Origin of the sequence: Microbaculum mangrovi (assembly GCF_051390635.1) — a bacterium.
Classification (GTDB): domain Bacteria; phylum Pseudomonadota; class Alphaproteobacteria; order Rhizobiales; family Tepidamorphaceae; genus Microbaculum.
Genome location: NZ_JBPODT010000006.1, coordinates 85,952 through 108,139, shown reverse-complemented (window position 1 = coordinate 108,139; position 22,188 = coordinate 85,952). Strand labels below are relative to the sequence as shown.

At 57.8% G+C, this 22,188-nt stretch carries 18 protein-coding genes and 1 pseudogene; 15 read left to right on the top strand and 4 right to left on the bottom strand.

Translation table 11 applies throughout. The annotated features are described in order from the left end of the window. The coding region (locus tag ACSF9G_RS23100) for a hypothetical protein (protein ID WP_436644421.1) at nt 1-249 on the bottom strand (249 nt) is incomplete at its 3' end. Nucleotides 250-499: 250 nt separating this feature from the next. Beyond that, complete coding sequence (locus ACSF9G_RS23095) at nt 500-1,717, bottom strand: CaiB/BaiF CoA transferase family protein (protein WP_093037338.1); 1,218 nt, start codon at nt 1,715-1,717, stop codon at nt 500-502. A gap of 242 nt (nt 1,718-1,959) precedes the next feature. Here ACSF9G_RS23095 and ACSF9G_RS23090 point away from each other — a divergent pair, with 242 nt between their 5' ends. From ACSF9G_RS23090 to ACSF9G_RS23040, 11 genes are all read left to right on the top strand, one after another. After that, nucleotides 1,960-3,078 (top strand): ABC transporter ATP-binding protein, encoded by a 1,119-nt coding sequence (locus ACSF9G_RS23090; RefSeq protein WP_093037028.1) that lies wholly within the window; start codon nt 1,960-1,962, stop codon nt 3,076-3,078. A 209-nt stretch (nt 3,079-3,287) separates the two neighbouring features. Further along, nucleotides 3,288-4,637, top strand: a complete 1,350-nt coding sequence (locus ACSF9G_RS23085) for an ABC transporter substrate-binding protein (protein WP_154386605.1) — start codon at nt 3,288-3,290, stop codon at nt 4,635-4,637. Nucleotides 4,638-4,695: 58 nt separating this feature from the next. Further along, on the top strand, nt 4,696-5,568 hold the full coding sequence (locus ACSF9G_RS23080) for a carbohydrate ABC transporter permease (protein ID WP_093037034.1): 873 nt from the start codon (nt 4,696-4,698) through the stop codon (nt 5,566-5,568). Nucleotides 5,569-5,571: 3 nt separating this feature from the next. Continuing rightward, entirely contained in the window at nt 5,572-6,522 is a 951-nt protein-coding gene (locus ACSF9G_RS23075; protein ID WP_093037037.1) for a carbohydrate ABC transporter permease, read from the top strand. 75 nt (nt 6,523-6,597) lie between these two features. Then, entirely contained in the window at nt 6,598-8,247 is a 1,650-nt protein-coding gene (locus ACSF9G_RS23070) for a GMC family oxidoreductase (RefSeq protein ID WP_093037040.1), read from the top strand. An 88-nt stretch (nt 8,248-8,335) separates the two neighbouring features. Further along, entirely contained in the window at nt 8,336-9,718 is a 1,383-nt protein-coding gene (gene gorA, locus ACSF9G_RS23065) for a glutathione-disulfide reductase (RefSeq protein ID WP_093037043.1), read from the top strand. A 797-nt stretch (nt 9,719-10,515) separates the two neighbouring features. After that, nucleotides 10,516-10,782, top strand: coding sequence for a hypothetical protein (locus ACSF9G_RS23060; protein ID WP_139274565.1), 267 nt, complete (start codon nt 10,516-10,518; stop codon nt 10,780-10,782). A gap of 270 nt (nt 10,783-11,052) precedes the next feature. Continuing rightward, complete coding sequence (locus ACSF9G_RS23055; protein ID WP_093037046.1) at nt 11,053-12,705, top strand: FAD-binding oxidoreductase; 1,653 nt, start codon at nt 11,053-11,055, stop codon at nt 12,703-12,705. A gap of 13 nt (nt 12,706-12,718) precedes the next feature. Next, nucleotides 12,719-13,408 carry a glutathione S-transferase N-terminal domain-containing protein gene (locus tag ACSF9G_RS23050; RefSeq protein ID WP_093037049.1) on the top strand — a complete coding sequence of 230 codons (690 nt, stop codon included), beginning with the start codon at nt 12,719-12,721 and terminating at the stop codon, nt 13,406-13,408. 269 nt (nt 13,409-13,677) lie between these two features. Next, a complete protein-coding gene (locus ACSF9G_RS23045; protein ID WP_093037052.1) occupies nt 13,678-15,192 on the top strand; it encodes a class I adenylate-forming enzyme family protein in 1,515 nt (504 codons plus the stop codon). A 125-nt stretch (nt 15,193-15,317) separates the two neighbouring features. Then, nucleotides 15,318-16,754, top strand: a complete 1,437-nt coding sequence (locus ACSF9G_RS23040) for an aldehyde dehydrogenase family protein (RefSeq protein WP_093037055.1) — start codon at nt 15,318-15,320, stop codon at nt 16,752-16,754. A 332-nt stretch (nt 16,755-17,086) separates the two neighbouring features. Here the strand turns inward: ACSF9G_RS23040 and ACSF9G_RS23035 are convergent. Continuing rightward, nucleotides 17,087-17,221 (bottom strand): annotated as a pseudogene (locus ACSF9G_RS23035) (NrtR DNA-binding winged helix domain-containing protein); the annotation flags it as partial. 50 nt (nt 17,222-17,271) lie between these two features. Between ACSF9G_RS23035 and ACSF9G_RS23030 the strand changes: the two are divergent. From ACSF9G_RS23030 to panC, 4 genes are all read left to right on the top strand, one after another. Next, nucleotides 17,272-18,432, top strand: a complete 1,161-nt coding sequence (locus ACSF9G_RS23030) for an iron-containing alcohol dehydrogenase (RefSeq protein WP_093037061.1) — start codon at nt 17,272-17,274, stop codon at nt 18,430-18,432. A 109-nt stretch (nt 18,433-18,541) separates the two neighbouring features. Then, complete coding sequence (locus ACSF9G_RS23025) at nt 18,542-18,802, top strand: acyl-CoA thioesterase (protein WP_334155710.1); 261 nt, start codon at nt 18,542-18,544, stop codon at nt 18,800-18,802. A 441-nt stretch (nt 18,803-19,243) separates the two neighbouring features. Next, nucleotides 19,244-20,089 carry a 3-methyl-2-oxobutanoate hydroxymethyltransferase gene (gene panB / locus ACSF9G_RS23020; RefSeq protein WP_093037064.1) on the top strand — a complete coding sequence of 282 codons (846 nt, stop codon included), beginning with the start codon at nt 19,244-19,246 and terminating at the stop codon, nt 20,087-20,089. After that, entirely contained in the window at nt 20,086-20,952 is an 867-nt protein-coding gene (gene panC, locus ACSF9G_RS23015) for a pantoate--beta-alanine ligase (protein ID WP_093037067.1), read from the top strand. The genes panB and panC overlap by 4 nt, the downstream gene beginning before the upstream one ends. Nucleotides 20,953-21,023: 71 nt before the next feature. Here the strand turns inward: panC and ACSF9G_RS23010 are convergent, their stop codons facing one another. Next, nucleotides 21,024-21,599 (bottom strand): SOS response-associated peptidase family protein, encoded by a 576-nt coding sequence (locus ACSF9G_RS23010; protein WP_093037070.1) that lies wholly within the window; start codon nt 21,597-21,599, stop codon nt 21,024-21,026. Nucleotides 21,600-22,188 lie beyond the last annotated feature (589 nt).

Here is a 22,188-nt window from a genome sequence, read left to right as displayed (position 1 = left end):
GGGATAACCGGAACCCGCAGATTGTGGCAAATTCTCATCGCCGCCGCTACCTCCTCGGTGGTGCGAGGCAGAACCACGGCGAGCAGCGGACATCGGTACGCCGTCAAACGCGTCGCATTCATATGCCTGGGTTTCCTCCGGGTCCGAGACGATCGCGTCCGCGGGCAGGACGGTACTCAACGCGGCGACGATCTCGGGCTTATGGGCGATGATCGCGGCGTCGGGAACGGGCATGGCGATGCTGGACATTGGCTCAATTCCGTCTGACCGAAAGCAGTGAATAACCGGACGCTCCTTCGCGCTCGCCTTCATCGAAGGCACACGAGATGCGCAGGCTCGCGACAAGCAGACTCACGAGCATCACAGCTATTTCCCGCGCGCCGCGCGAGAATCCGGAGCGAAGGGGAAGCGCGATATTCGCTGCGGCGGCTCGCCCGCGATGACCTTGGCGCGTCGAACGGCTGAGACCGAATCCGGAGCGCACGCAGCCGGCCCTGAATCATCCGCAATAGATAATCTTGTCCTTCTCAAGTCGCGATATTTCATCGTCGCCGATGTTGAGGATTGAATTGAGGATGTGCTTCGTATGCTCCCCAAGCATGGGGGGGCTGATGGTGTACTCAATTTCTGTCTGAGAGAATTTGATCGGATTGGCCACGAGCGGCACGGTCTTGCCCGTGGTGTGGGGAAGATTGATCTGCAATTCGCGATGGACGACCTGCGGATGCACGAATGCCTGGTCGAGTCGGTTGATCGATGCGCATGGTACGCCGATGGGTTCGAGAAGCGCGATCCAGTGCTCGGTTGGTTCCTGGGCAAGGCGTTCGGCCACGATCGGGATCAGAGCGTCGCGGTTTTCCAAGCGATCCGTGTTTGTGGTGAAACGGGGGTCGTCGCAGAGCACTTGCAGCCGGGACGCCGTGCAGAACTTCCTGAACTGCTGGTCGTTCCCCACCGCAAGCACGAATGATCCGTTGCTCGATTTGAACACCTGATAGGGCACGATGTTCGGATGGGCGTTTCCATATCGGCGCGGCGGCTTCCCCGTGGTCAGATAGTTCAAGTTCTGGTTGGCCAGAGCGGCAAGCTGGACATCAAGAAGCGCCATGTCGATATGCTGGCCCTCGCCCGTCCGCTCGCGATGCAACAACGCCGACAGCACACCTGTTGCGCTATACATTCCAGTGAGGAGATCGGAAATCGGGACGCCGACCTTCTGAGGGCCGCCGCCGGGCTTGTCGTCCGCCTCGCCCGTGATGCTCATCAGCCCGGATATGGCTTGGATGGCCATGTCGTATCCGGCTACGTTTTTCATCGGGCCGGTCTGGCCGTATCCCGTAATGGAGCAGTACACGATGTCCGGCTTTATGAGCCGGAGCGCTTCATAGTCTAGCCCATACCGTTTCATGTCGCCGACTTTATAGTTCTCTATGAGAACGTCGGTCTTCCTGACCAGAGATCGAACGATGTCCGCGCCTGCTTGCGTGGCGATGTCCACGCAAATCGAGTGCTTGCCGCGATTGGCGCTCAGGAAGTAGGCACTCTCGGTTGTTCCATCAAGATGCGGTGGCCCCCAGTGGCGAGTGTCGTCGCCGGTGAACGGGCGTTCGATTTTCCAAACCGTCGCCCCTAGATCGGCCAAGAGCTGCCCGAGCCAAGGGCCCGCAAGAATCCTCGATAAATCGAGAATTTGGTATCCGCTTAACGGTCCTGCCATATCAACAACCCACATTCGAGATTAATAGCTTCTTTACAGAAGCTGTGGGTAATGCGTAACTGGAGTTACCAGATTGGTCAATCCAATTTTGGCGCCCACCCATCCGGGGCAATATCAAATCCACGTCGCAGACATTGACGAAACTGCGAATCTGGTCTATCCAAATTGGTCTACAACAAGGCCGCCGGGAGGGCGGCCTGCGATGCCCGCACTGGGGATCACGTTTAGGGAGGTTTTGCTGCATGGCGCGAATATCGCTCCAAAATGTCTCCAAGTCGTTTGGTGGCGACCAGGGCCCTTGGGCCGTTAATAAATTCTCCCTAGAGGTAGAAGACGGCGAGCTCGTTGTTTTTGTCGGTCCTTCGGGATGCGGAAAATCGACGACACTGCGGATGATCGCTGGCCTCGACGACACCACGTCGGGCACCATCACGATCGGCGGGCGGGATGTCACCGGTCTGCCACCGAAAGATCGCAATGTTGCGATGGTCTTTCAGAACTATGCGCTGTATCCGCAGAAGTCGGTCTACGACAACATGGCGTTCGGCCTACGGGTGCGCGGTGAAGCGAAGCAGGAGATCGACCGGCGCGTGAGGGCTGCAGCGGCCAGCCTAGACCTCGAATCCCTGCTCCACCGCAAACCGCGACAGCTGTCGGGCGGGCAGATGCAGCGTGTGGCACTCGGGCGTGCGCTCGTGCGGGACCCCGATGTTTTCCTTCTGGACGAGCCGCTTTCCAATCTGGATGCGAAGCTGCGCGTCAAGATGCGGGAAGAAATCGCGACGCTCCATGCCCGTCTCGGGGCAACGATGATCTTCGTGACACATGACCAGGTCGAAGCAATGACGCTTGGAGACCGTATCGTGATCATGCGCGATGGCCTGATCCAACAGGCTGGGAAGCCTCTCGAACTCTACGATCGGCCTGCAAACACGTTCGTAGCCGGGTTTATCGGTTCGCCCGAAATGAACCTGATCGACGGGCAGTTGTCCGACGCAAGCGGGCGGCTCGAGGTGCGATCGGGAGACCTTTCGGTAGGCATACCAGAAAAGACCTTCGCCAGGAGCGGACAGAACGTGACGCTTGGAATCCGGCCCGAGCACCTCGTCATCTCTAACGGCTCGCCGCTTGAGATGACCGTGAACTTGGTCGAGCAGATCGGAGCGCAGACTTATCTCATGGGCACGCTGGCCGGCCATAAGATGCGTGCCGTCCTCCAGCGTCGTGATGAAATCCGCGCCGGTGACAAACTCCCTATCGCCTTCCCGAGTGAGCGGCTTCACCTGTTCGACTCCATTAGCGGTGCGTCGCTGCGGATGGCGCAAACGGGCGGCAAAATCGGCGTAATGGAAAATGCGTAATGGCCCCCTGCGAGAGCGGCGGGTCAGGCTGATACTGCGCCCCTGGACCGTGGAGGGCGTCACCGGACTTCAGTAGGAGCTCTGTGTCGCGTCCTAACGATAGCACCTCTGGAGCGTCATAAAGGAGGGTCAACGCTATACTCGATACCGGCGACGTTAATTCTTGGCATTTGGCTTGAACTGACAAGTTAACAAGGGAGGAGCAGGAAATGAGCATTTACATTCCAGGTAGAGTGAGAATGGCGGTAGGCTTGTCCGGCATGACCCGCCGCAACTTTCTTAAATCCGCTGCCGCCGTCGGAGCAGCAAGCCTCGCGGCGCCTGCGGTGGTGCGGGCCCAGTCCGGCGTCACGCTTCGGTTTCTCAACAACGAAACTTCGGTCGCTAGTCAGGCAGCCCTGAAAAAAGCGTGCGACGACTACGAAAGCAAATTCGGCGTCAAGATAATCGTCGATTCGAGCCCCATTAGCGGCACGATGCAAAAAGTGATGGCGGCGGTCGCTGCCGGCCAGCCCTATGACATCATGACTTCCGGGTTCATCGCTGGAATCTTGGAGTATATTCACGCCGGCGCCATCGTCCCGGTGACCGACCTGGTCAAAAAGTATGACTGGGGCAAGAAGGCCGCATGGGAGTATCAAGGTGAGAACTGGTACTATCCGTTCGATTACAACCTCGTCGTAAATTATTACCGGAAAGACCTCTATGCCCAGAAAGGTCTGAAGATACCGGAGACGTGGGACGACTTCTTGAAGAACTGCCAAGCGCTTACAGTCGTTAATGGTGGAAATGTTGACGTCGGCGGCTGTGTCATACCTCTTGCAAGCGACAGCTCGACCAACTGGGCGAGCTTCGGCAATATGTTCGCCGAAGGCGCGGAGCTCTTTGACAAAGACTGGAATGTCGTTTTCGACCAGGGCGAGAACGCTGATCGTGCCACGCGCTTCTTGGATTTCTACGGCGAGTTGTACAAGACGATGCCGCCCGGCATGAACGCCGTGAGTTATGCTCAACTAATGAGTCTCTTCGCCACCGGAAAGGCGGCACACAGTGTCTATTCTGGTCGGTTGGTCGAAGCGCTTGAAGCGACTAACCCAGAACTCGCCGATAAGTACGGAATATTCCCCTCGCCTGGTAGTACCGGTCAAAAGGCACTTTCATATGCTTTTGACGGCTTCTGCGTAGGGAAGTCGAACCAAAGCGAGGAGGCGATTAAGTTCCTTCAGTGGTTTGCAGAAGAGCATTACGTCGATTGGCTGCTTTCAGCATGGATGAACAACCATCCGGCGCGCCTGGACATCTATGAGAACGAGCGTTGGAAGAGCCATCCCATGATCAAGAAGCATTGGAATACGATGATGACGATGAAGTCCTACATTGAAGGCGACAACATCAAGATCATGGCAATCGACACCAGCGGTCCTTCGATCGACATGCGTGCTTGTAACGTATTCATCGCGAATGTCATGCCGGAAATGCTCCAGCAGAAAGTCCTCGGCAACGCCTCGTCGGCTGATTGCGTCGCCGCGACTGCGCAACGCATTCGCTCCGTCATCTAACTGCAGATCGGGGCGGCCTCCGCTGCCGCCCCGATCGTTCGTTCAAGGGATGATTCTTATGGTTCAGGACCGGCGAATTGTTGCATTGTTTATTGGCAGTATCTCCTTGCTCGCATTTATTATTGGCGGCCCGTTGATTTACGCGGTTATGCTATCATTCTATTCGGCCCGTTCGTTTATGAGCGAACCCGAGTGGGTCGGCCTGAGCAACTACATCAAGGTATTGCAAGATCCTCTTTTCTGGAATTCGTTGACGAACGGCCTCACAATCGCGCTTTCGTCGATTGTCCTGCAGGTAGTTCTGGGCGTTGGAATAGCGATGGTGCTTAACAAGCGCTTTGTTGGCCAGACCATTGCACGTTCGATCGCTATTCTTCCCTACTTCCTGCCGACAGTTGTCGCCTGCCTAGTGGCCCAATGGATTCTCGAGCCAAACTACGGATTGGTAAAGACCGCTCTGGCATCCATCGGTGTTGGAATGCTCGATTGGAGTTCTCATGCCTTCACGGCCAAAGGCACAATCATACTCGTCAGTGTGTGGTTGTGGACACCTTTTGTCGTAACCTGCGTTCTAGCTGGTTTGCAGACGATCCCAACGCAACTTTACGAAGCTGCTCGCGTCGATGGCGCCGGTGCTTGGACGCAATTCTGGCACATCACGATACCAGGCTTACGCTCGGTTCTGATCGTGGTCATCCTTCTGCGTGGCATCTGGATGTTCAACAAGTTCGATCTGATATGGCTTTTGACAAAAGGCGGGCCGCTCAACCAGACAGAGACCTTGCCTACCTTAGCCTATCGGAAGTCGTTTATTGAGTACAACCTGGGCGGGGGCGCCGCTGTGGCAACGATCTCCTTCCTCCTGCTCTCAGGCGTCATTCTCATCTATCTGCGCCTGTTCCCCATCGATGATGCAAAGCAAGGGCGATAAGAAATGAAGAGCCATGTAGAGCGATTGCCCGTTGATTCCAGTCGCCAGATACCTGAGCGCGAACCGATTCGTCCGAGATCGTCGCTGCAACACGGGAGCAAGGTTCAGGAAAGCACTTTCTGGAAACCATTCAAAAAGCTATCGGCAAAAATTGCCCTTTATGCAACCGTACTCGTTATCTGTCTTTATTCACTCTTTCCGATATACTGGATGATCATTTCGAGCCTAAGGCCCGCGGAACGCCTTTTTCTCGATACATCTCTCGTTTTCTGGCCGCCGGACCTGACGTCTTACGTCTCCCTCTTCCGGCAGACGAATTATATCGTCAATTTTCTGAACAGCGCTCTGATGGCGGTTGCGACGATTACCGTCTCCCTCGTGCTGTCGGCATTTGTCGCTTACGGCGCCACCCGGCTGCGCTTTCGGGGCAAGACTATGCTCGTTGCATCGATGCTTTTTGCCTACATGTTCCCACCCCTCATGCTGGCCATCCCAATGGCGGCAGCTTTCCGAACGATCGGCCTCACCGACACACTGTGGGGGCTGTTGATCGCCCATCTCGCAATTTCGCTGCCGCTGGCGGTGTGGTTGCTCTGGGGTTTCTTCAAGTCAATGCCGTTTGACCTTGAGGAGGCTGCGATGGTTGACGGCTGTTCTCAGTTCGAAGCGTTCATCAAGGTCGTCTTGCCATTGTCCGCTCCCGGGCTCATCACTGTCGCCATCTTCTCGTTCCTTCTCTCTTGGGCCGACTATGTGTTCGCGCTGATACTTATTATGAGCGACCAAAGAAAGACGCTCCCCGTTGCTCTGCAGTCGTTGCTCGGCGCGCATGATTTGCGTTGGGGTGAAGTCTTGGCCGGCGCTTCGCTGATAGCTCTGCCTTTGTTTGTAATATTTATCTTTTGCTATCGGTACTTCGTCGCCGGGCTGTCAGCGGGTGCGGTGAAGGGATGATCCCGTCAAAAAGCGGCGGAAGATCGGTCGCGTTTTGATCTGGATTCCAAAAGCATCACCATCGGGAGAAGGTTTATGGCGAGCTACGACTATATTATCGTTGGTGCAGGTTCGGCCGGATGTGTTCTGGCAACTCGCCTGAGTGAAGACGCTAATGTGAGCGTATTGCTGATTGAGGCGGGCGGGGGGAAGTCGATGTTTGTCGATATGCCCGCCGGAATCAAGGTTCTCTATACGAGCGGTCGATACAACTGGCGGTTTTGGACTGAGCCGCAGCAACATCTAGACAATCGCCGGATCTATATCCCCAGAGGGAAGGTCATAGGAGGGTCGTCATCGATCAATTCCATGATCGCTATGCGCTGCAACCCGTGGGACTACGATTCGTGGGCGTCTCGGGGCATGCCTCAGTGGAGCTTTGCCGCGATGCTCCCCTATTTGCGCAGGATTGAGGATGCGAGCCTGGTCGCTGAACCTGATAATGGAACGCGTGGGCACACCGGGCCCATTAAGCTTTCCTACGGGCCACGGCGCCCGACCGCCCAGGCGTTTGTCGACAGCCTCCTCGCCGCCGGTTTACCAGAGAACCATGGATTCAATGGACCCTCGCAGATAGGCGCAGGTTTCTACGAACTTACGATAGCAAATGGAAAGCGGTCCGGCTCATTCAAGTACCTGGAACGCGCCAAGGGACGCCCGAACCTCACCATCCTCTCCAATAGTCATGTTCGTCGCATTAACGTTGAAAGAGGTGGTGCCCGTGGCATCGTCCTGGTCCAGAACGGCCGCGAGAAGACGATCAACTGCGATCGAGAGGTTCTGCTGACGGCAGGCGCGATCGGATCGCCGCAGCTTTTGATGCTGTCTGGTATTGGGCCTGCTGATCATATGAAGTCTTTCGGCATCAAACCCGTTCACGATCTTCCGGGCGTGGGCGAGAATCTTCAGGACCACCTGGACCTCGCGGTTCGCTTCGAGTCATCGCAACCGACGACGTTGACCCCCTATATGGGCCTCCTGAGGGGCGGCATGGCCGGCGCTCGGTATATTCTCAAAGGCGATGGTCCGGCCGCTTCGCAGGCCGTGGAGGCGGGAGCGTTTTGGGGCCCTGACCGATCATCTCCGTTGCCGGAGTGGCAGGCACACTTTGCCAACGTCCTCCGCAATCCGCCGGCCGGCGAGCGTATCGCTCACGGTTTCGCTGTTCGCGTATGTCAGCTCAGGCCACAAAGTCGCGGTACGGTAAGATTGCGAAGCGGAGACCCCGCCGTTCCACCGGCGATCGACCCGCGTCTTGCTTCCGAACGTGCAGACCTCGAGAGCCTGAGAGATGGCACGCGCGATATGTGCGATATGATGATGCGCGGACCACTCAAGAACTTCATAAAACGTCCGTTGGATGCGGAAGTGTTCGGCAATCTCTCCGAGCAGGAGGCTTTCCTGCGAGCGCGGGCCGAGACGGTGTATCACCCCGTAGGGACCTGTCGCATGGGCGCTGACGATGCATCGGTCGTGGACCCGAGCATGAAAGTCCGCGGTGTTGATGGTGTACGGGTGATCGACGGTTCGGTGATGCCAACGCTTCTAAGCGGCAATACGAACCTGCCGATTATGGCGATCGCCGAAAAAATCGCTGACGAACTCATCCACGGCGAAAGCGTTTCGCGTGATCACCCGATCGCTGGGGAGATGCTTGCGCACGGGCGCCACGCGCCCTCCTCCTGAAAGCCTCCGTTTATCGTCCGAGGAACGCTGTAGCGGTGCGAAAAGCGCCCAGGCTGTTTTCGCAAATTTTTTGAACTCGCAGGGTACGATGGCCGATTTTGATGTTGACTTGGCAGTAATTGGTGGTGGTTCAGGCGGGGTCCGCGCCGCACGGGTCGCTGCTAGCTATGGAGCCAAGGTCATCGTTGCTGAAGGAGATCGGGTCGGCGGCACCTGCGTTATCCGTGGCTGCGTACCAAAAAAGCTTATGGTCTACGCTTCAGATCTCCAGAAAGAGATCGGGAACGCGGCTGGCTTCGGATGGTCGGTCCCCCCAGCAAAATTCGATTGGGGAGTATTGACGGCAAACAGAAACAGGGAAGTCGCCCGTCTCGAGATGGCATATACGTCGACGATCGAACGTTCGGGAGCGCGCCTAGTGAAAGAGCGCGCAACGTTCCAAGACGCACGCACCTTGCGTCTTGCCAATGGGGAGACGGTGCGCGCTCGAAATATACTTATTGCCACTGGCAGCACGCCGAACCACGGGGAGGCAATACCTGGCATCGAGCATGTCATCTCGTCCGACAAGGTCTTTGAGCTTCGTGAACTGCCGCAGCGGATCCTAATTCAAGGAGGGGGCTACATTGCGGTTGAGTTCGCATGCATATTCGCCGGTCTCGGTTCGAAAGTGACCTTGGTTTGTCGCAGCGACAACATCCTGCGCGGTTTTGATGAAGACGTAAGGGCACATGTTCGTCGTGCTCTGGAGGAGCAGGGAATTCTGGTCGTCACCTCCTGCTGGATCAACAGGGTTGACAGGATTGACGAAAGCAGCGGGCTATTGAAAGCTAGTCTTTCAAACGCTGAACAGCTCGTCGCAGACCAAGTCATGTTTGCGATTGGACGAAAGCCCAACACGCAGGACCTAAATCTCCAGAATTCTGGCGTTGCGCTAAGCCCTGACAGCGGCGGCGTCGCGGTCAACGAGAACTCGCAGACCAATGTGCCCCATATCTACGCGGTCGGCGACGTGACAAACCGCGTAAACCTTACCCCTGTAGCGGTGCGCGAGGGCCAGGCCTTTGCAGATTCGGTATTTGGCGAGCGTCCCACGCAGGTCGACTATGCGGATATCCCGACTGCGGTTTTCTCGCGTCCGGAAGTCGGATCCGTTGGGCTATCAGAGGCACAAGCCTGTGCCCTGTTTGAAAGGGTGGACATCTACAAAACGGATTTTCGGCCCATGAAGGTCGCCCTCTCCCACAGCTCCGAACGAATGATGATGAAGCTCGTCGTAGATGCAGATTCCGGGAGGGTTGTCGGCTGCCATATTGTCGGATCAGGCGCGGCGGAGATCATCCAGGCAGTTGCGATTGCGATAAGAATGAAAGCCGTAAAGGAGGACTTTGATGCAACAATGGCTCTTCATCCAACAGCGGCGGAAGAACTTGTCACGATGCGGACACCGACCAAGCGCTGCGTTCGATAATGCATTTGTGTAGTCAGTCGGACTCTTCTTGCTTCACCTCAATGCGCTGGGAAGACCATGCTGAGGCGGTCGAACTTCGGTCTTAGGGGTGCTCGCAGCTCTCATCTTTGCTACCATGAAAGCTAATAACGGCTAATCACATGAACAGCCCCTCTAACCGCGTGTGGATAATAGTCAACGATGGATTCGAAGGCGTTGCGATAAGCTATTTGGACGTCTCAGCTGCTGGCAACTTCCAGCAGCCTTCAACTCATCCATTTTCACTCGTGAGAACAATTCGTCGATTTATCAGCAATTTATGTCGATCAGCATTCACGAGGACATATTAGCACATGCCTCTGTCGAGCCACGCATTTCCTAATCGAAGTGCTCTGAGTCAACCGCAGCACTCTGAATAGCCACAGGATCTCGGAGGCTCCATGTGCGGATGTATATGGACCCCGCCCAATTGCAACAGTCGGCTGGATCAGGATCGATGGTCACAACTGCTGATGTATATCCGGCTGCGTGATGCGGCTGGACAACGTCTTCGCCGCGAGCCTCGATGGGTTGATGGGTTTTCGCCGCTTCCACCTCAAAGCCCCGATGACATTGGTTAACGCCATGCCGGTCCACACATCAGGTTCTGGAAGCGACGGGGTGACCGTTTCGCCATCTCCTGCCATTGGCTGCAATTGGCGGGGTGGGACCTCCTTTAGTTATTGGCCGCTTCTATTCAGGCCGCCTTCACCGACAGCGCGGCCCCTTTGCGGAAGTCGACCGGCGTGCTCGCAACATAAACCGTCACGCCCGAAGGGATGCTTGAGTACGTTCAGCTGGCGTATCTGGTCTGGTCGGTGCAGGTGCGCCAGCGGACGCAGCTGATCGACGCTTTGCGCGGGCATCTTGCCGAACGCGGCATCATCGCACCACAAGGTCCGGCTCACCTGAAAACCTTAGCTGCCGCGATTGATGCCGCCGAACCAGCGATGCCCCAACTGGTCCTCGACCTTGGTCGCGTACCTCGAGCAGGTCGACCGGTTGAGCCGCGAAGATTGGAGAGCTGGAGAAATCCTTCGCCGTGAAGCCCCACGCGGGGAGGATACACCCACCTTCGGACCACGCCGGGAATTGGCCCGATCACGGCCATGGCGGTGGAAGCGTGTGCGCCCCCAATGGCGACCTTAAGCGAGGTCGCGACTATAGCGGTGGCGCAGTTCGGAGCGTGATCTGCTCCGAGAGCCATTGACTGAGAAAACTGGATATGCCAAATTGGTCAAACCAGATCGCGATGTTTTCCCAAACGATGCGCACCTGGATGGTTGGACGTCGAAAATCTCGAAGGAGGAAGCGCCGTGGCGAAGGAAAAGAGCGGCTACTATGGCACGCGAAGGAAATTCTGGTCGTGGGGATATGAAGGTGAAGATAACTCCCAGGACGAAATCCGTACCATGCGAGACCGCGTGGAGCAGCGGCTTGGGATTAAGGATATCGAAGTTCTCTCGGACCCGACCCTTGATGAGATTGAACTTTATCCGTCGCGCATAAAGATCCCGCGAACGCTGGAAGATTTCTGCACCACGGAAAAGTGGGACAGAGTTGTCCATACCTACGGTAAGGGTTTTAAGGACATGACCCTTATCTACCGGCGCGATTTCAAGAAGGCTCCGGACGTCGTGGCCTATCCGCGCGACGAAGAAGATATTGCCGCCATCTTCGACTGGTGTGGCGAAAACGGCTATGCATGCATACCGTATGGCGGTGGATCGAGCGTCACAGGAGGCTTCTGGGGTCCCGAGCGCGACGCCTTTCCCGGCGTGGTCGTTATTGACCTGGGCAACCTCAACCAGATTCTCGAAATCGACCCTGTGTCACGCTGCGCGCGGATCCAGGCAGGCATTCTCGGGCCGGCTCTGGAAGAACAACTGAAGCCGCACGGCCTCACCCTGCGCCATATTCCGCAATCGTGGGAATTCTCATCGCTGGGCGGCTGGATCGCAACCCGGTCGTCCGGTCACTATGCGACCCATCTCACGCATATCGACGACATGGTGGAAAGCCTGCGCGTCGTCACGCCAGCGGGGACGATCCAGAATCGCCGGCTGCCTGCCTCAGGTGCGGGACCAAATCCGGATCGCATGTTCATCGGGTCTGAAGGCACGATGGGCATCATCACTGATGCATGGATGCGTCTGCAGGGGCGTGTGAAATTCCGTGCGAATGCATCGATCTCCTTCAAGTCGTTCTATGAGGGTGCCAAGGCCGTCCGTCAAATCACCCAAGCGGGACTGTTCCCGGCGAACGCTCGCTATCTCGACGAGCAGGACGCCAAATTCTACGGCGCTGGAGACGGCACCGATTCCGTCTTGCTGCTGGGCTTCGAATCCGCCGACCATCCGGTGGACGCATGGCTGGAGCGTGGTCTCGAAATCTGCAAGGACTTCGGTGGCGTCGTGAAGCAGCGCGCGGGAACAGCAGACAACGCGCTGGAAACCAGCCGCAGCGGGCCGCAGGGTAACTGGCGGCACCAGTTCAGGTATCTGCCCCGGCTGATGCATACGCGCGCTGCGATGGGAATCGTGAGCTTCACGTTCGAAACCGCCTATACTTGGGATCGGTTCGAAGAAGTCGATACCGAGATCATGCGTCGCGTGCGAACGGCCCAGAAGGAACATCTTGGCGGTGGCATCGTCTGCCGCAGGTTCTCCTTCCTGTATCCGGACGGTCCGGCTCCATACTACTCGATCATGGCTCCTTCGACACATGCCAACAGCCTCGAAGCCTATTCGATGCTCCACGACGTGGCGTCGGACGCCCTAATAGAGCTCGGCGCCACCATCACGCACCATCATGCTGTCGGCAAATCGTTCCGTCCTTGGTACGACAAAGAAGTCGATCCGTTGTTCCGCCGTGTGCTGGCAGCCGCCAAGACCGAGCTGGACCCGAAGTGGATGTTGAATCCTGGGCTGATCGTCGACAAGCCCACAGGGCTCAAGATCGTCGGATAGGGGTTCTTCAGCGATGATTGATCTATACTTCTGGCCAACCCCCAACGGGTATAAAGCCGCTATAATGCTTGCAGAGCTGGACTTGGAGTACCGTGTTATTCCGGTTGATATAACCGCAGGAAAGCAATTTGAGCCGGAATTCCTGAAGATCAATCCAAACAACAAAGTGCCGGCCATCGTTGACCACGATGGCCCGCACAACAAGCCTTACGCTGTTTTTGAATCGGCGGTTGTTCTACTCTATCTTGCGGAAAAGTCCGGAAAGTTCCTTTCTCAGGACCCGGAAAAACGATACGATACGCTAAAGTGGCTTGTGTTTCAGAATACCACGATGGGCCCAATGCTGGGCCAAGCACATCATTTCATGGTGTATGCGACTGAGAAGATCGATTACGCCATCGAACGTTACGACCGGGAAGTTGGTCGAATATACAACATTCTCGAGAAGCGCCTTGCCGAATATGAATATCTCGCCGGCGAGTATTCTATCGCTGACATCAGCACATTCCCTTGGGTTCGCACGCGGAAATTGCATCGACGCGACCTGTCGGAGTACCCGAACATTGATCGTTGGTACCAGGCGATCAAAGACCGTCCGGGGGTTCGTGCGGGCATAGACACATTGTCCGACAGCAAGCAGTGGGAAGCGAAGCCGGGCACCGACGCTTGGAAGAATATGTTCGGAAAGAACGGCAGTTCGTAACAATCACACAAAATCCTCCCAGGCCTCAGGCGCGGCGGTCTATTCGTCGCGCCTGAGGCCGCGTAGGGGCAGTTGATGCAGGGCGGTCCCTATGGGGCTGGCGCAGGATCTTGGAAATTTTGCGCGGCCGAAATGCCGTTTGAAATCGCCCAATACGTGACCACGAACTCGGCTGATGGATCCACTATCTACTTGACAGCCAGTAAATTGGATGACCAAATTGGATATACCAATTGCCGCGCAGGCTATCAGGATTTGGGGAAATTGAGATGGATTTTTTGGCCGAGCTGCCTCGTCGCATTCATATGATCTTGGAGGAAGGGGCAACGTTCGGCGACTCCCGTATCGCCTTTACAGATGAAAACGGGATTGATTGGTCCTTCCGCCGGCTGATCGACACGGTCGCAGCTGTCTCTGATGAAATGCGACAACTCGGGGTTCGGCAGGGTGATCGGGTGATGATCATCTGCGAAAACTCGATCAGGGCTGTGGTTCTAATGTATGCAGCAAGCCGGTTGGATGCATGGGCGGTGCTAGCGAATGCCCGGCTCAGCAAGCATGAACTTGCCCTTATTGAAGAGGATTGCCAGCCGCGGCGTATATTTCGCACCGATTCCAACTTGTCTGCACAAAATGCGGACGACGGCAATGCTGATGTTCGGCTCTTTACTGATATCGGCGCCGTAACGGTTGGTCCGTTAAATGAGAACAGCCAGCCGGAAGAAGTTCACGAAGGATCCGCAGAGCAAGTCGCCGTTCTGATCTATACTACCGGGACCACGGGGCGCCCTAAGGGCGTCATGCTTAGCCATCGCAATTTGATTTTCGTCTCAAGCAGGGGAAGACGAACACAGTCTCTCGCTCCCGATGATGTCGCCCTGTGTGTCATGCCGATATCTCATTCGTACGGGCTCGTGTTGATGCAAGGCATGTTGTACGCTGGCGCGCGTATGAAAATTATGCCACGATTTTCACTACAGGAGGCCCTAGATGCTGTTCGCAGCGGAGAGTTGACGGTTTTCAACGCCGTTCCAGCCATGCTGACACGGGTGGTGGCACATGTTGAACAGACGGGCGAAAAGCTCACGCCAAATAACCTCCGGTACGTCTACACGGGCACCGCGCCGCTCGACCTGTCACTGCGTAAAAATGTCGAACGGCTGTTCGGCGTGGTCTTACAGAACGGATACGGATTGACTGAAACGTCGCCGACGATCAGCCGGTCTCACTATTCGATTGGCACCGACGACATCCATATTGGTCCACCGATAGAAGGGGTCGAGATCCGGATCGTCGGGCCTGACGGTCTCGATGTCCCAGAGGGAAAGCCGGGAGAATTGCTGGTCCGGGGCCCCAATGTGATGTTGGGATACTATCGCCAGCCGAAAGCGACCGCCGAAGTTATCGACGAGGATGGCTATCTTCACACAGGCGATATCGTCAGTCGCAACGAACGCGGCGAACTGGTTATTCAAGGCCGATCAAAGGAATTGATCATTCGCTCCGGCTTCAATGTCTATCCTCCGGAAGTCGAAGCCGCCCTGAATGCACATCCCAGCATTCTAAATTCCGCCGTGCTCGGACGTCCTGTTGAGGGAAATGAGGAAATTATTGCCTTCGTTGAAATGTTGCCTGAACGGCAGTGCGAGGTGGATGAGATTAAGTCCTTTCTGAAGAGCCGCCTTGCCCAGTATAAGCTGCCGCAACAGATTATCGTTATGCACGATTTGCCGGTCGCTCCGAATGGAAAGATAAAGAAGAACGACTTGAAGAAATATCTCTAGATAGTTTGAGCTGTCGGTTCGACACTTCCTTCCGAAGCGCTCTGGACCATGAGTCCGACCCATATAGTATCTCCGACAAGGTCCGCAATCCCGCAAAAAACTCGATATGGAGAACCCGCCTCGCCATGACAACCTTGCATGCTAACCTGATCGATGGAGCTTGGGTCGAAGGCGAAGCCGCGCCGAACATTAACCCCTCCAACACCAACGAAGTCGTCGGCACCTATGCGCGTGCTACTCGAGCTGACTCCCAAGCCGCGATCGCCGCCGCTAAACGTACGTTCCCGACATGGTCGCGCACGAGCCCTTTGGAGCGTCACGCGGTGTTGCGCAAGGCGGCAGACGAAATTCTCGCCCGCAAGGACGAACTCGGCCGACTTTTGTCGCGCGAGGAAGGCAAATCGTTGGCCGAAGCAGTCGGCGAAACGATTCGTGCGGCCCAGGTTTTCGATTACTTCGCGGGCGAAACGCTACGGCTGGCCGGCGAAACGTTGCCCTCTGTGCGTCGGGGTGTCGTGGTGGATGTGACGCGTGAGCCGGTCGGCGTGATCGCTATCATCACGCCGTGGAACTTCCCAATCGCCATTCCGGCGTGGAAAATTGCGCCGGCGCTCTGCTACGGCAACACTGTGGTATTCAAGCCGGCTGATCTCACCCCTGGCTGCGCTTGGGAGCTGGTTGACATTCTCCACCGCGCCGGGCTGCCAAAGGGCGTACTCAATCTCGTAATGGGCCGTGGTTCGGTCGTCGGCCAGACCATGCTCGATAGCCCCGACGTAGATGCGATAAGCTTCACAGGCTCAGTGGAGACCGGCCGGCGTGTGGCGGCCTCCTGCGTCGAACACGGCAGGAAGTTCCAACTCGAGATGGGCGGTAAGAATCCGCTGGTCGTGCTCGATGATGCGGACCTCAACGTGGCGGTCGACTGCGCCGTCAACGGTGCATACTTCTTAACTGGCCAGCGCTGCACGGCTTCCTCACGGCTGATCGTCACCGAAGGCATCCACGATCGTTTTGTCTCGGCAGTTACCGAAAAGCTTAGGAGCCTCGTCGTCGACGACGCGCTCAAGCCGGGAACGCAGATCGGTCCGGTGGTGGACGAGAACCAACTCAGTCAGGACGAGAAGTATATCGCCATTGGCCGTGAGGAGGGCGCTAAGCTGGTGTGTGGAGGCGAAAGGCTGAACCGTGAGACGCCCGGCTTCTTCTTGCAGCCTGCCTTGTTCACCGAGGCAACCAATAATATGCGCATCAGCCGCGAAGAGATTTTTGGTCCCGTCGCGGCGGTAATTCGTGTCAAGAATTATGAAGAGGCGCTGGAGACCGCGAACGATACGGCATTCGGCCTGTCCTCGGGGATCTGCACGGCCAGCCTGAAACATGCGACGCACTATAAGCGCAATGCCGACGCCGGCATGATTTTTGTCAATCTGCCCACTGGCGGCGTCGACTTCCATGTGCCGTTCGGCGGCCGCAAGGCATCGAGCTTCGGCCCTCGCGAACAGGGCCGCTACGCCGCCGAGTTCTACACGACCGTCAAAACGGCCTATACGCTGGCCTGACGGGCTAATGCCGGTCCGCTTACCAGCCCCGAGGTGCCCGCGCCGTGACGGCTTCGCCCATGGCGCAGGCCGCTGGAACGATCCCGCCGGGGCGACCTTGCCTCGCTCGGCCGCGCGAGAGTCGAATAACACCTGCCGCGATTGCCAGGCAGGTACTGGCGGCGCCAATTACTCAGGGAAGAAGCAGCTCGTGCAGCCGGAACGCTTCGTGAGGTCGAAGCATGCTCGGGATCTGCCAAATAATGCACTCTGCGATACTACGAGGTCGGCGCCTGAACTAGAGCAAGAGATGTTCCCACGGGCCTCCTAGGAAGCCGTGATAGCGGATCAACCACCAGTTCCTGCTGTTCGATCAGCCGGCGAAAATTCTGCTTGTGGACCAGACGGCCGGCATGCGCCTCCACCGCGCGCTGCTGCAACTGCAGCAGCGTAAACTGCGGCGGCATCAGTTTGAACACGCGTGATCTGGTCGAAAAGCCAGTCGTTCCGGCCGTCTGACTCTAGAGGAATTCGCCCGATGCAAGCCTTCACCTTCAATACGACCCCCTCGATCGTCTTCGAAGCCGGTTCGGCCAAGCGCTTCGGCGCGATCGCAGGCAAACGGCTGGGCCCGACGGTGCTGTTCGTGACCGATCCCGGCCTGCGCAAACTCGGCCTGTGCGACGCAGCCATCGCCTCACTGGAAAGCGTCGGAGCGTCGGTTGCGATTTTCGATTCCGTTGAAGCCGATCCTTCGCTGGCGACCGTGATGAAGGCGGTGGAAAATGGTCGTTCAGCCGGCGCGACCGGCGTCGCAGGCTTCGGCGGCGGCTCGTCGCTCGACGTGGCGAAAGTGGCCGCACTTCTTCTCGGCTCCGGCGAAGACATCGACGGCGCCTGGGGCGTGGCGCAGGCGAAGGGACCGCGCCTGCCTCTGGTGCTGGCGCCCACCACGGCAGGAACAGGCTCGGAAGTCACCCCGGTTTCAATCATTACCGTCGGTGACGAGGAGAAGCGCGGCGTGTCCAGCGCTATCATCCTGCCGGACATTGCGGTGCTCGATCCGGAACTAACGCTGGGCCTGCCGCCGGCAATCACCGCAGCCACCGGCGTCGACGCGATGGTGCACGCAATCGAAGCCTATGCCTCGAAGAACGCCAACAACAATCCGCTGTCGAAGATGCTGGCCAGACAGGCCCTGCAACTCATCGGCGCCAGCATCGAAAAAGCGGTGCTTGACGGTAAGGATGTCGAGGCGAGGGGGGCGATGTTGCTCGGCTCCATGCTCGCCGGTCAAGCCTTCGCCAATTCGCCGGTGGCCGCCGTCCACGCGCTTGCCTATCCGATCGGGGGGACGTTCCATGTCCCGCACGGCCTCTCGAACGCACTTGTCCTGCCGCATGTCCTGTGCTTCAACGCGCCCGACGCCGCCCATCTCTACGCCGAGATCGCCACGGACGCTTTCCCACGTCTCGCACAAGAGGAAGGTGTGCAGGGGCGCTGCGCGGCGTTCATTGAGGAACTGGCCTCGCTATCGAAAAGACTTGGCCTGCAGCCGCGCCTGCGGGATGTCGGCATCGGCGAAGAGCATCTGAAAAAGATGGCGGCGGATGCGATGAAGCAGCAGCGGTTGTTGGTCAACAATCCGCGCAATGTCTCGGAGCCGGATGCGCTCGCCATCTATCGCGCGGCATGGTGAGACGATGAGCGAGCGGTCTTCACCCACGTCGCGCAATGCCTACAACGCGTTTCGCACAATCACCACGGCTGGATGGATAACGACATCTATGGTGACATGAACAAATGCGGTGCATTATTCGCTGTTCGACACTGCGGTGAATGGCTGGCTGATCGGCGAGGGCCTGCTGGACATCCATGGCGGCGACCAGATTGGGCTCGTCGTCGAAACCGGGTGCCGCTATTTTTCTGAACTTGCTTTCCCCGATAAGGTAACGGCCGGTATCCGCGTCGCCAGGCTCGGAACGTCCTCCGTTCGCTATGAGGTTGCCCTGTTTCGGAATGAAGAAGAGATCGCCGCGCTGAAGGCTTCTTCGTCCACGTCTAGCTAGGGAAGGAGGTCGGCAACGCTCCTCACTGTGCGGTCAGAATACCGGCACCAGGGAGACATCTCCAAGACGCCGTCAGCTTGTCAGCAATCAGTCTGCTTGCCGTCCCCGGGCCCAGCAATCGCAGAAGCTACCCCACGCTCCAGTTTACCCGGAATGGCGCTGTTGTAGGGGTCAGAACAAGCACCGCAATCAGATCCACGTTCACTTCGTGGCCCTGGTCCCGTTTTCTGGTTCTCCTCAGTGTTTTTGGAGGGAGTATCTTCCATTGCGTACGGCTTGTGTCCGAAGCCTCCGTCGAGGCTGATTGGTTCAACTTCCGACGAACGTGGACTGCCCCCGACCAGCCGTCAACGTCTCCGGCGACATGAAGTTTTTGTTCTTCGCATCTGCACAAAATTGTGCCAAACGCCCTCAGGCGGTTAACGTAAGGGAAGGAATGCCATGAGCGCGACAGGTGAAGTGAAGGCCCTGACGCCCCCCGATATCGTGTCACACAAGGGTGGGACGCCGCTGGTTTGTCTCACTGCCTACACGACACCGATGGCGAGGCTTGTCGATACCACCTGCGATATCGTGCTTGTCGGTGACAGCGTTGGCATGGTGCTGCACGGCTTGCCGTCCACGCTGGGCGTCACGCTCGACATGATGATCATGCACGCACAAGCGGTGCGCCGTGGCATCGAGCGGGCACTGATGGTTGTGGACATGCCGTTCGGGTCCTATGAGGAAGGGCCCGAACAGGCCTTTCGCAATGCCGCCCGGCTGATGGCCGAGACCGGCTGCGCCGCCGTCAAGCTCGAGGGCGGCGAGAGTATGGCGGAGACGATCCAGTTCCTGGTCGCGCGCGGCATTCCGGTGATGGCGCATGTCGGCCTGACACCACAGGCAGTCAATACTTTTGGCGGCTACAAGGTGCAGGGGCGTGGCAACGATGCGGAACGCATCTTGCGCGATGCCGACGCGGTTTCAAAAGCCGGCGCGTTTGCCGTTGTGCTGGAGAAGGTGCCGGAAGCGCTCGCTCGCAGGATTACCGCCGACATTGCCATCCCCACCATCGGTATCGGCGCCTCGTCAGCCTGTGACGGCCAAATCCTGGTGGTCGACGACATGCTTGGCATGTTCACGGACTTCCGGCCGAAATTCGTCAAGCGCTACGCTGAACTCGGGGAGCGGGCACAAGCCGCGATCGCAGCCTACGCAAACGAAGTGCGCGAGCGGCGCTTTCCAGGTGCAGAGCATGTCTTTCGCGATCAGCCCAAAACGATCAAGGGTGGAGAAGCGGCATGAATGTTCCGATTGTCAGGGCCGTGGCGGATCTTCGCACGATCGTTGCGGGATGGCGTCGCGAAGCAGCCAGCATTGCTGTGGTGCCCACTATGGGTGCCTTGCATGAAGGGCATCTCAGCCTGGTGCGTGCCGCGCTCGAAAAGGCCGACCGGGTGATCGTGACGCTGTTCGTCAATCCAAAGCAGTTCAACAGCGCAGCCGATCTTGCCGCCTATCCGCGTACCGAGGTGGAGGACGCTGCAAAGCTGGCGCCACTGGGTGCGCATCTGCTTTACGCGCCGGACGCTGCTGAAATCTATCCGGAGGGTTTTGCCACCGCGGTTTCGGTCGGCGGCGTCAGCGAGGGCCTGTGCGGCGCGTTTCGGCCGGGTCATTTCGATGGCGTCGCCACCGTCGTCGCCAAACTGTTCCTGCAGACCGGAGCCGATCTCGCGTTTTTCGGCGAGAAGGATTTCCAGCAGCTTCATGTGGTTCGCCGCATGGCGCGGGATCTGGACATTCCGATCACCGTCATCGGCTGTCCGACAGTCCGCGAAGAAGACGGGCTGGCGCTCTCTTCGCGCAACGTCCGGCTCTCACTGGCGGAGCGACTGGCTGCACCGAAGCTCGCGTCGATTCTGCACACAGCAGCCGGACAGATCGCCAACGGAGCGCCGGTCAGCCTGACACTGGCTGAGGCGCGCGCTGCCATCCTTTCGGCAGGCTACCGGGAGGTGGAATATCTGGAATTGCGAGCAGACGCCGATCTTCGGCCTTTGAACGCACTTTACTGTCCCGCGCGTCTGCTGGTGGCCGCCTGGCTCGGCAACACACGACTGATCGACAATGTCGAAGTTGTTCCCCTGCTGTCGCTTAGCAGTTAACCGAAAGAATGCGCCGGTTTGGTTCGGGTTGACCATTTAATCATGAGAATATGGGCTGCGGGATTCTCAAATTAACTGCAATTGCAGGGAAGGCCTCGGCCGGTGGGCTTGAGCAGTTCGCCCTGCGGCTTGGTTAAACGGAGCCAGTCCGCCCAGTTATCTGGCTGGAGCACGACCACCTGACGATCATGGTAGGGCGCGACGTCCGGCCCTGGACTCGTCGTCAGCATCGTGAAGGAGGCTGGGTGATTGCCCTGGGCCTCACGCCATAGCCCGGCGATGGCCATGAAGGGGGCTCCGATCAGGCTGAAGCGATGTTTGGTTTTGGGGTACTTCTTGCCGGTGAATTCGTAGAATCCCGATGCCGGGATCAGGCAGCGCTTGCTGTCGGCGAAGTCTCGCCCTTCCGATCTAAAATTGAAGACCGGCCCACCCCTGGGCCCCGATGGCGGGAAGCTGAAGTTCATCTGGACGAGTTCGATCATGTCGCCGGCCGCACGCATGACCGGTCCCATATCGTTGATCCTGATATCGTCCGCCTGGGGCAGATCGAGTTCTGTCTGTTGCGTTGGTATCTCCAGCTCCAACGCCTGCATCATCTGGCAGTATTCAACCCAGCGAACGTGTTGCTCATAGGCATTGCACATCCGGTAAGGATAGCGTGAACTTCAAAATCTTTCGAGGGGTGGGGCGTCTTCCTCCGGAACCGGACTGTCGGCGAAGCTGAAGCCCCGCGGTGCGGGTCTTCACCCTCCGGGCGTCCATCCCTGACGCGGGCAGGGGCATTCGTGCAGTTGGGGGGAGTGCTTCTGAGATGCTGAGGGCGATTTTGGCGTGGGTAGAGAGGCGGCGTGCGATCCGTCGCCGATGGCGGGAAGACGCCAGGCGCCTCGTCCGTCTCCACGGCCCGACTGCCTATTATGAGGCACAACGGCTTGCCGCAACATCCCGCGCGATCGAAGACGGCCAGTTCCTCCACTGGGCAAAGGTAGCTGCCGAGGTGGCGCGGATAGAACCGTCGGCCGAGATGGATATCGACGTCGTCCGGTCGATTGTCGATCACGAACTTCGTCATCGAGTTCATTCGGATCCTGAGCCATGACACGAAGAGGCGGGTCGCCGCGACAATACTGAGGGCACGTCAAGCCCGGTCTCTGCAATGGCTCTCTGCTACCGGGAAGGATGCGACTGGGTGCGGATCCATCCACGCGCAGGTCCGCCCCCGCTTGCTGTGCT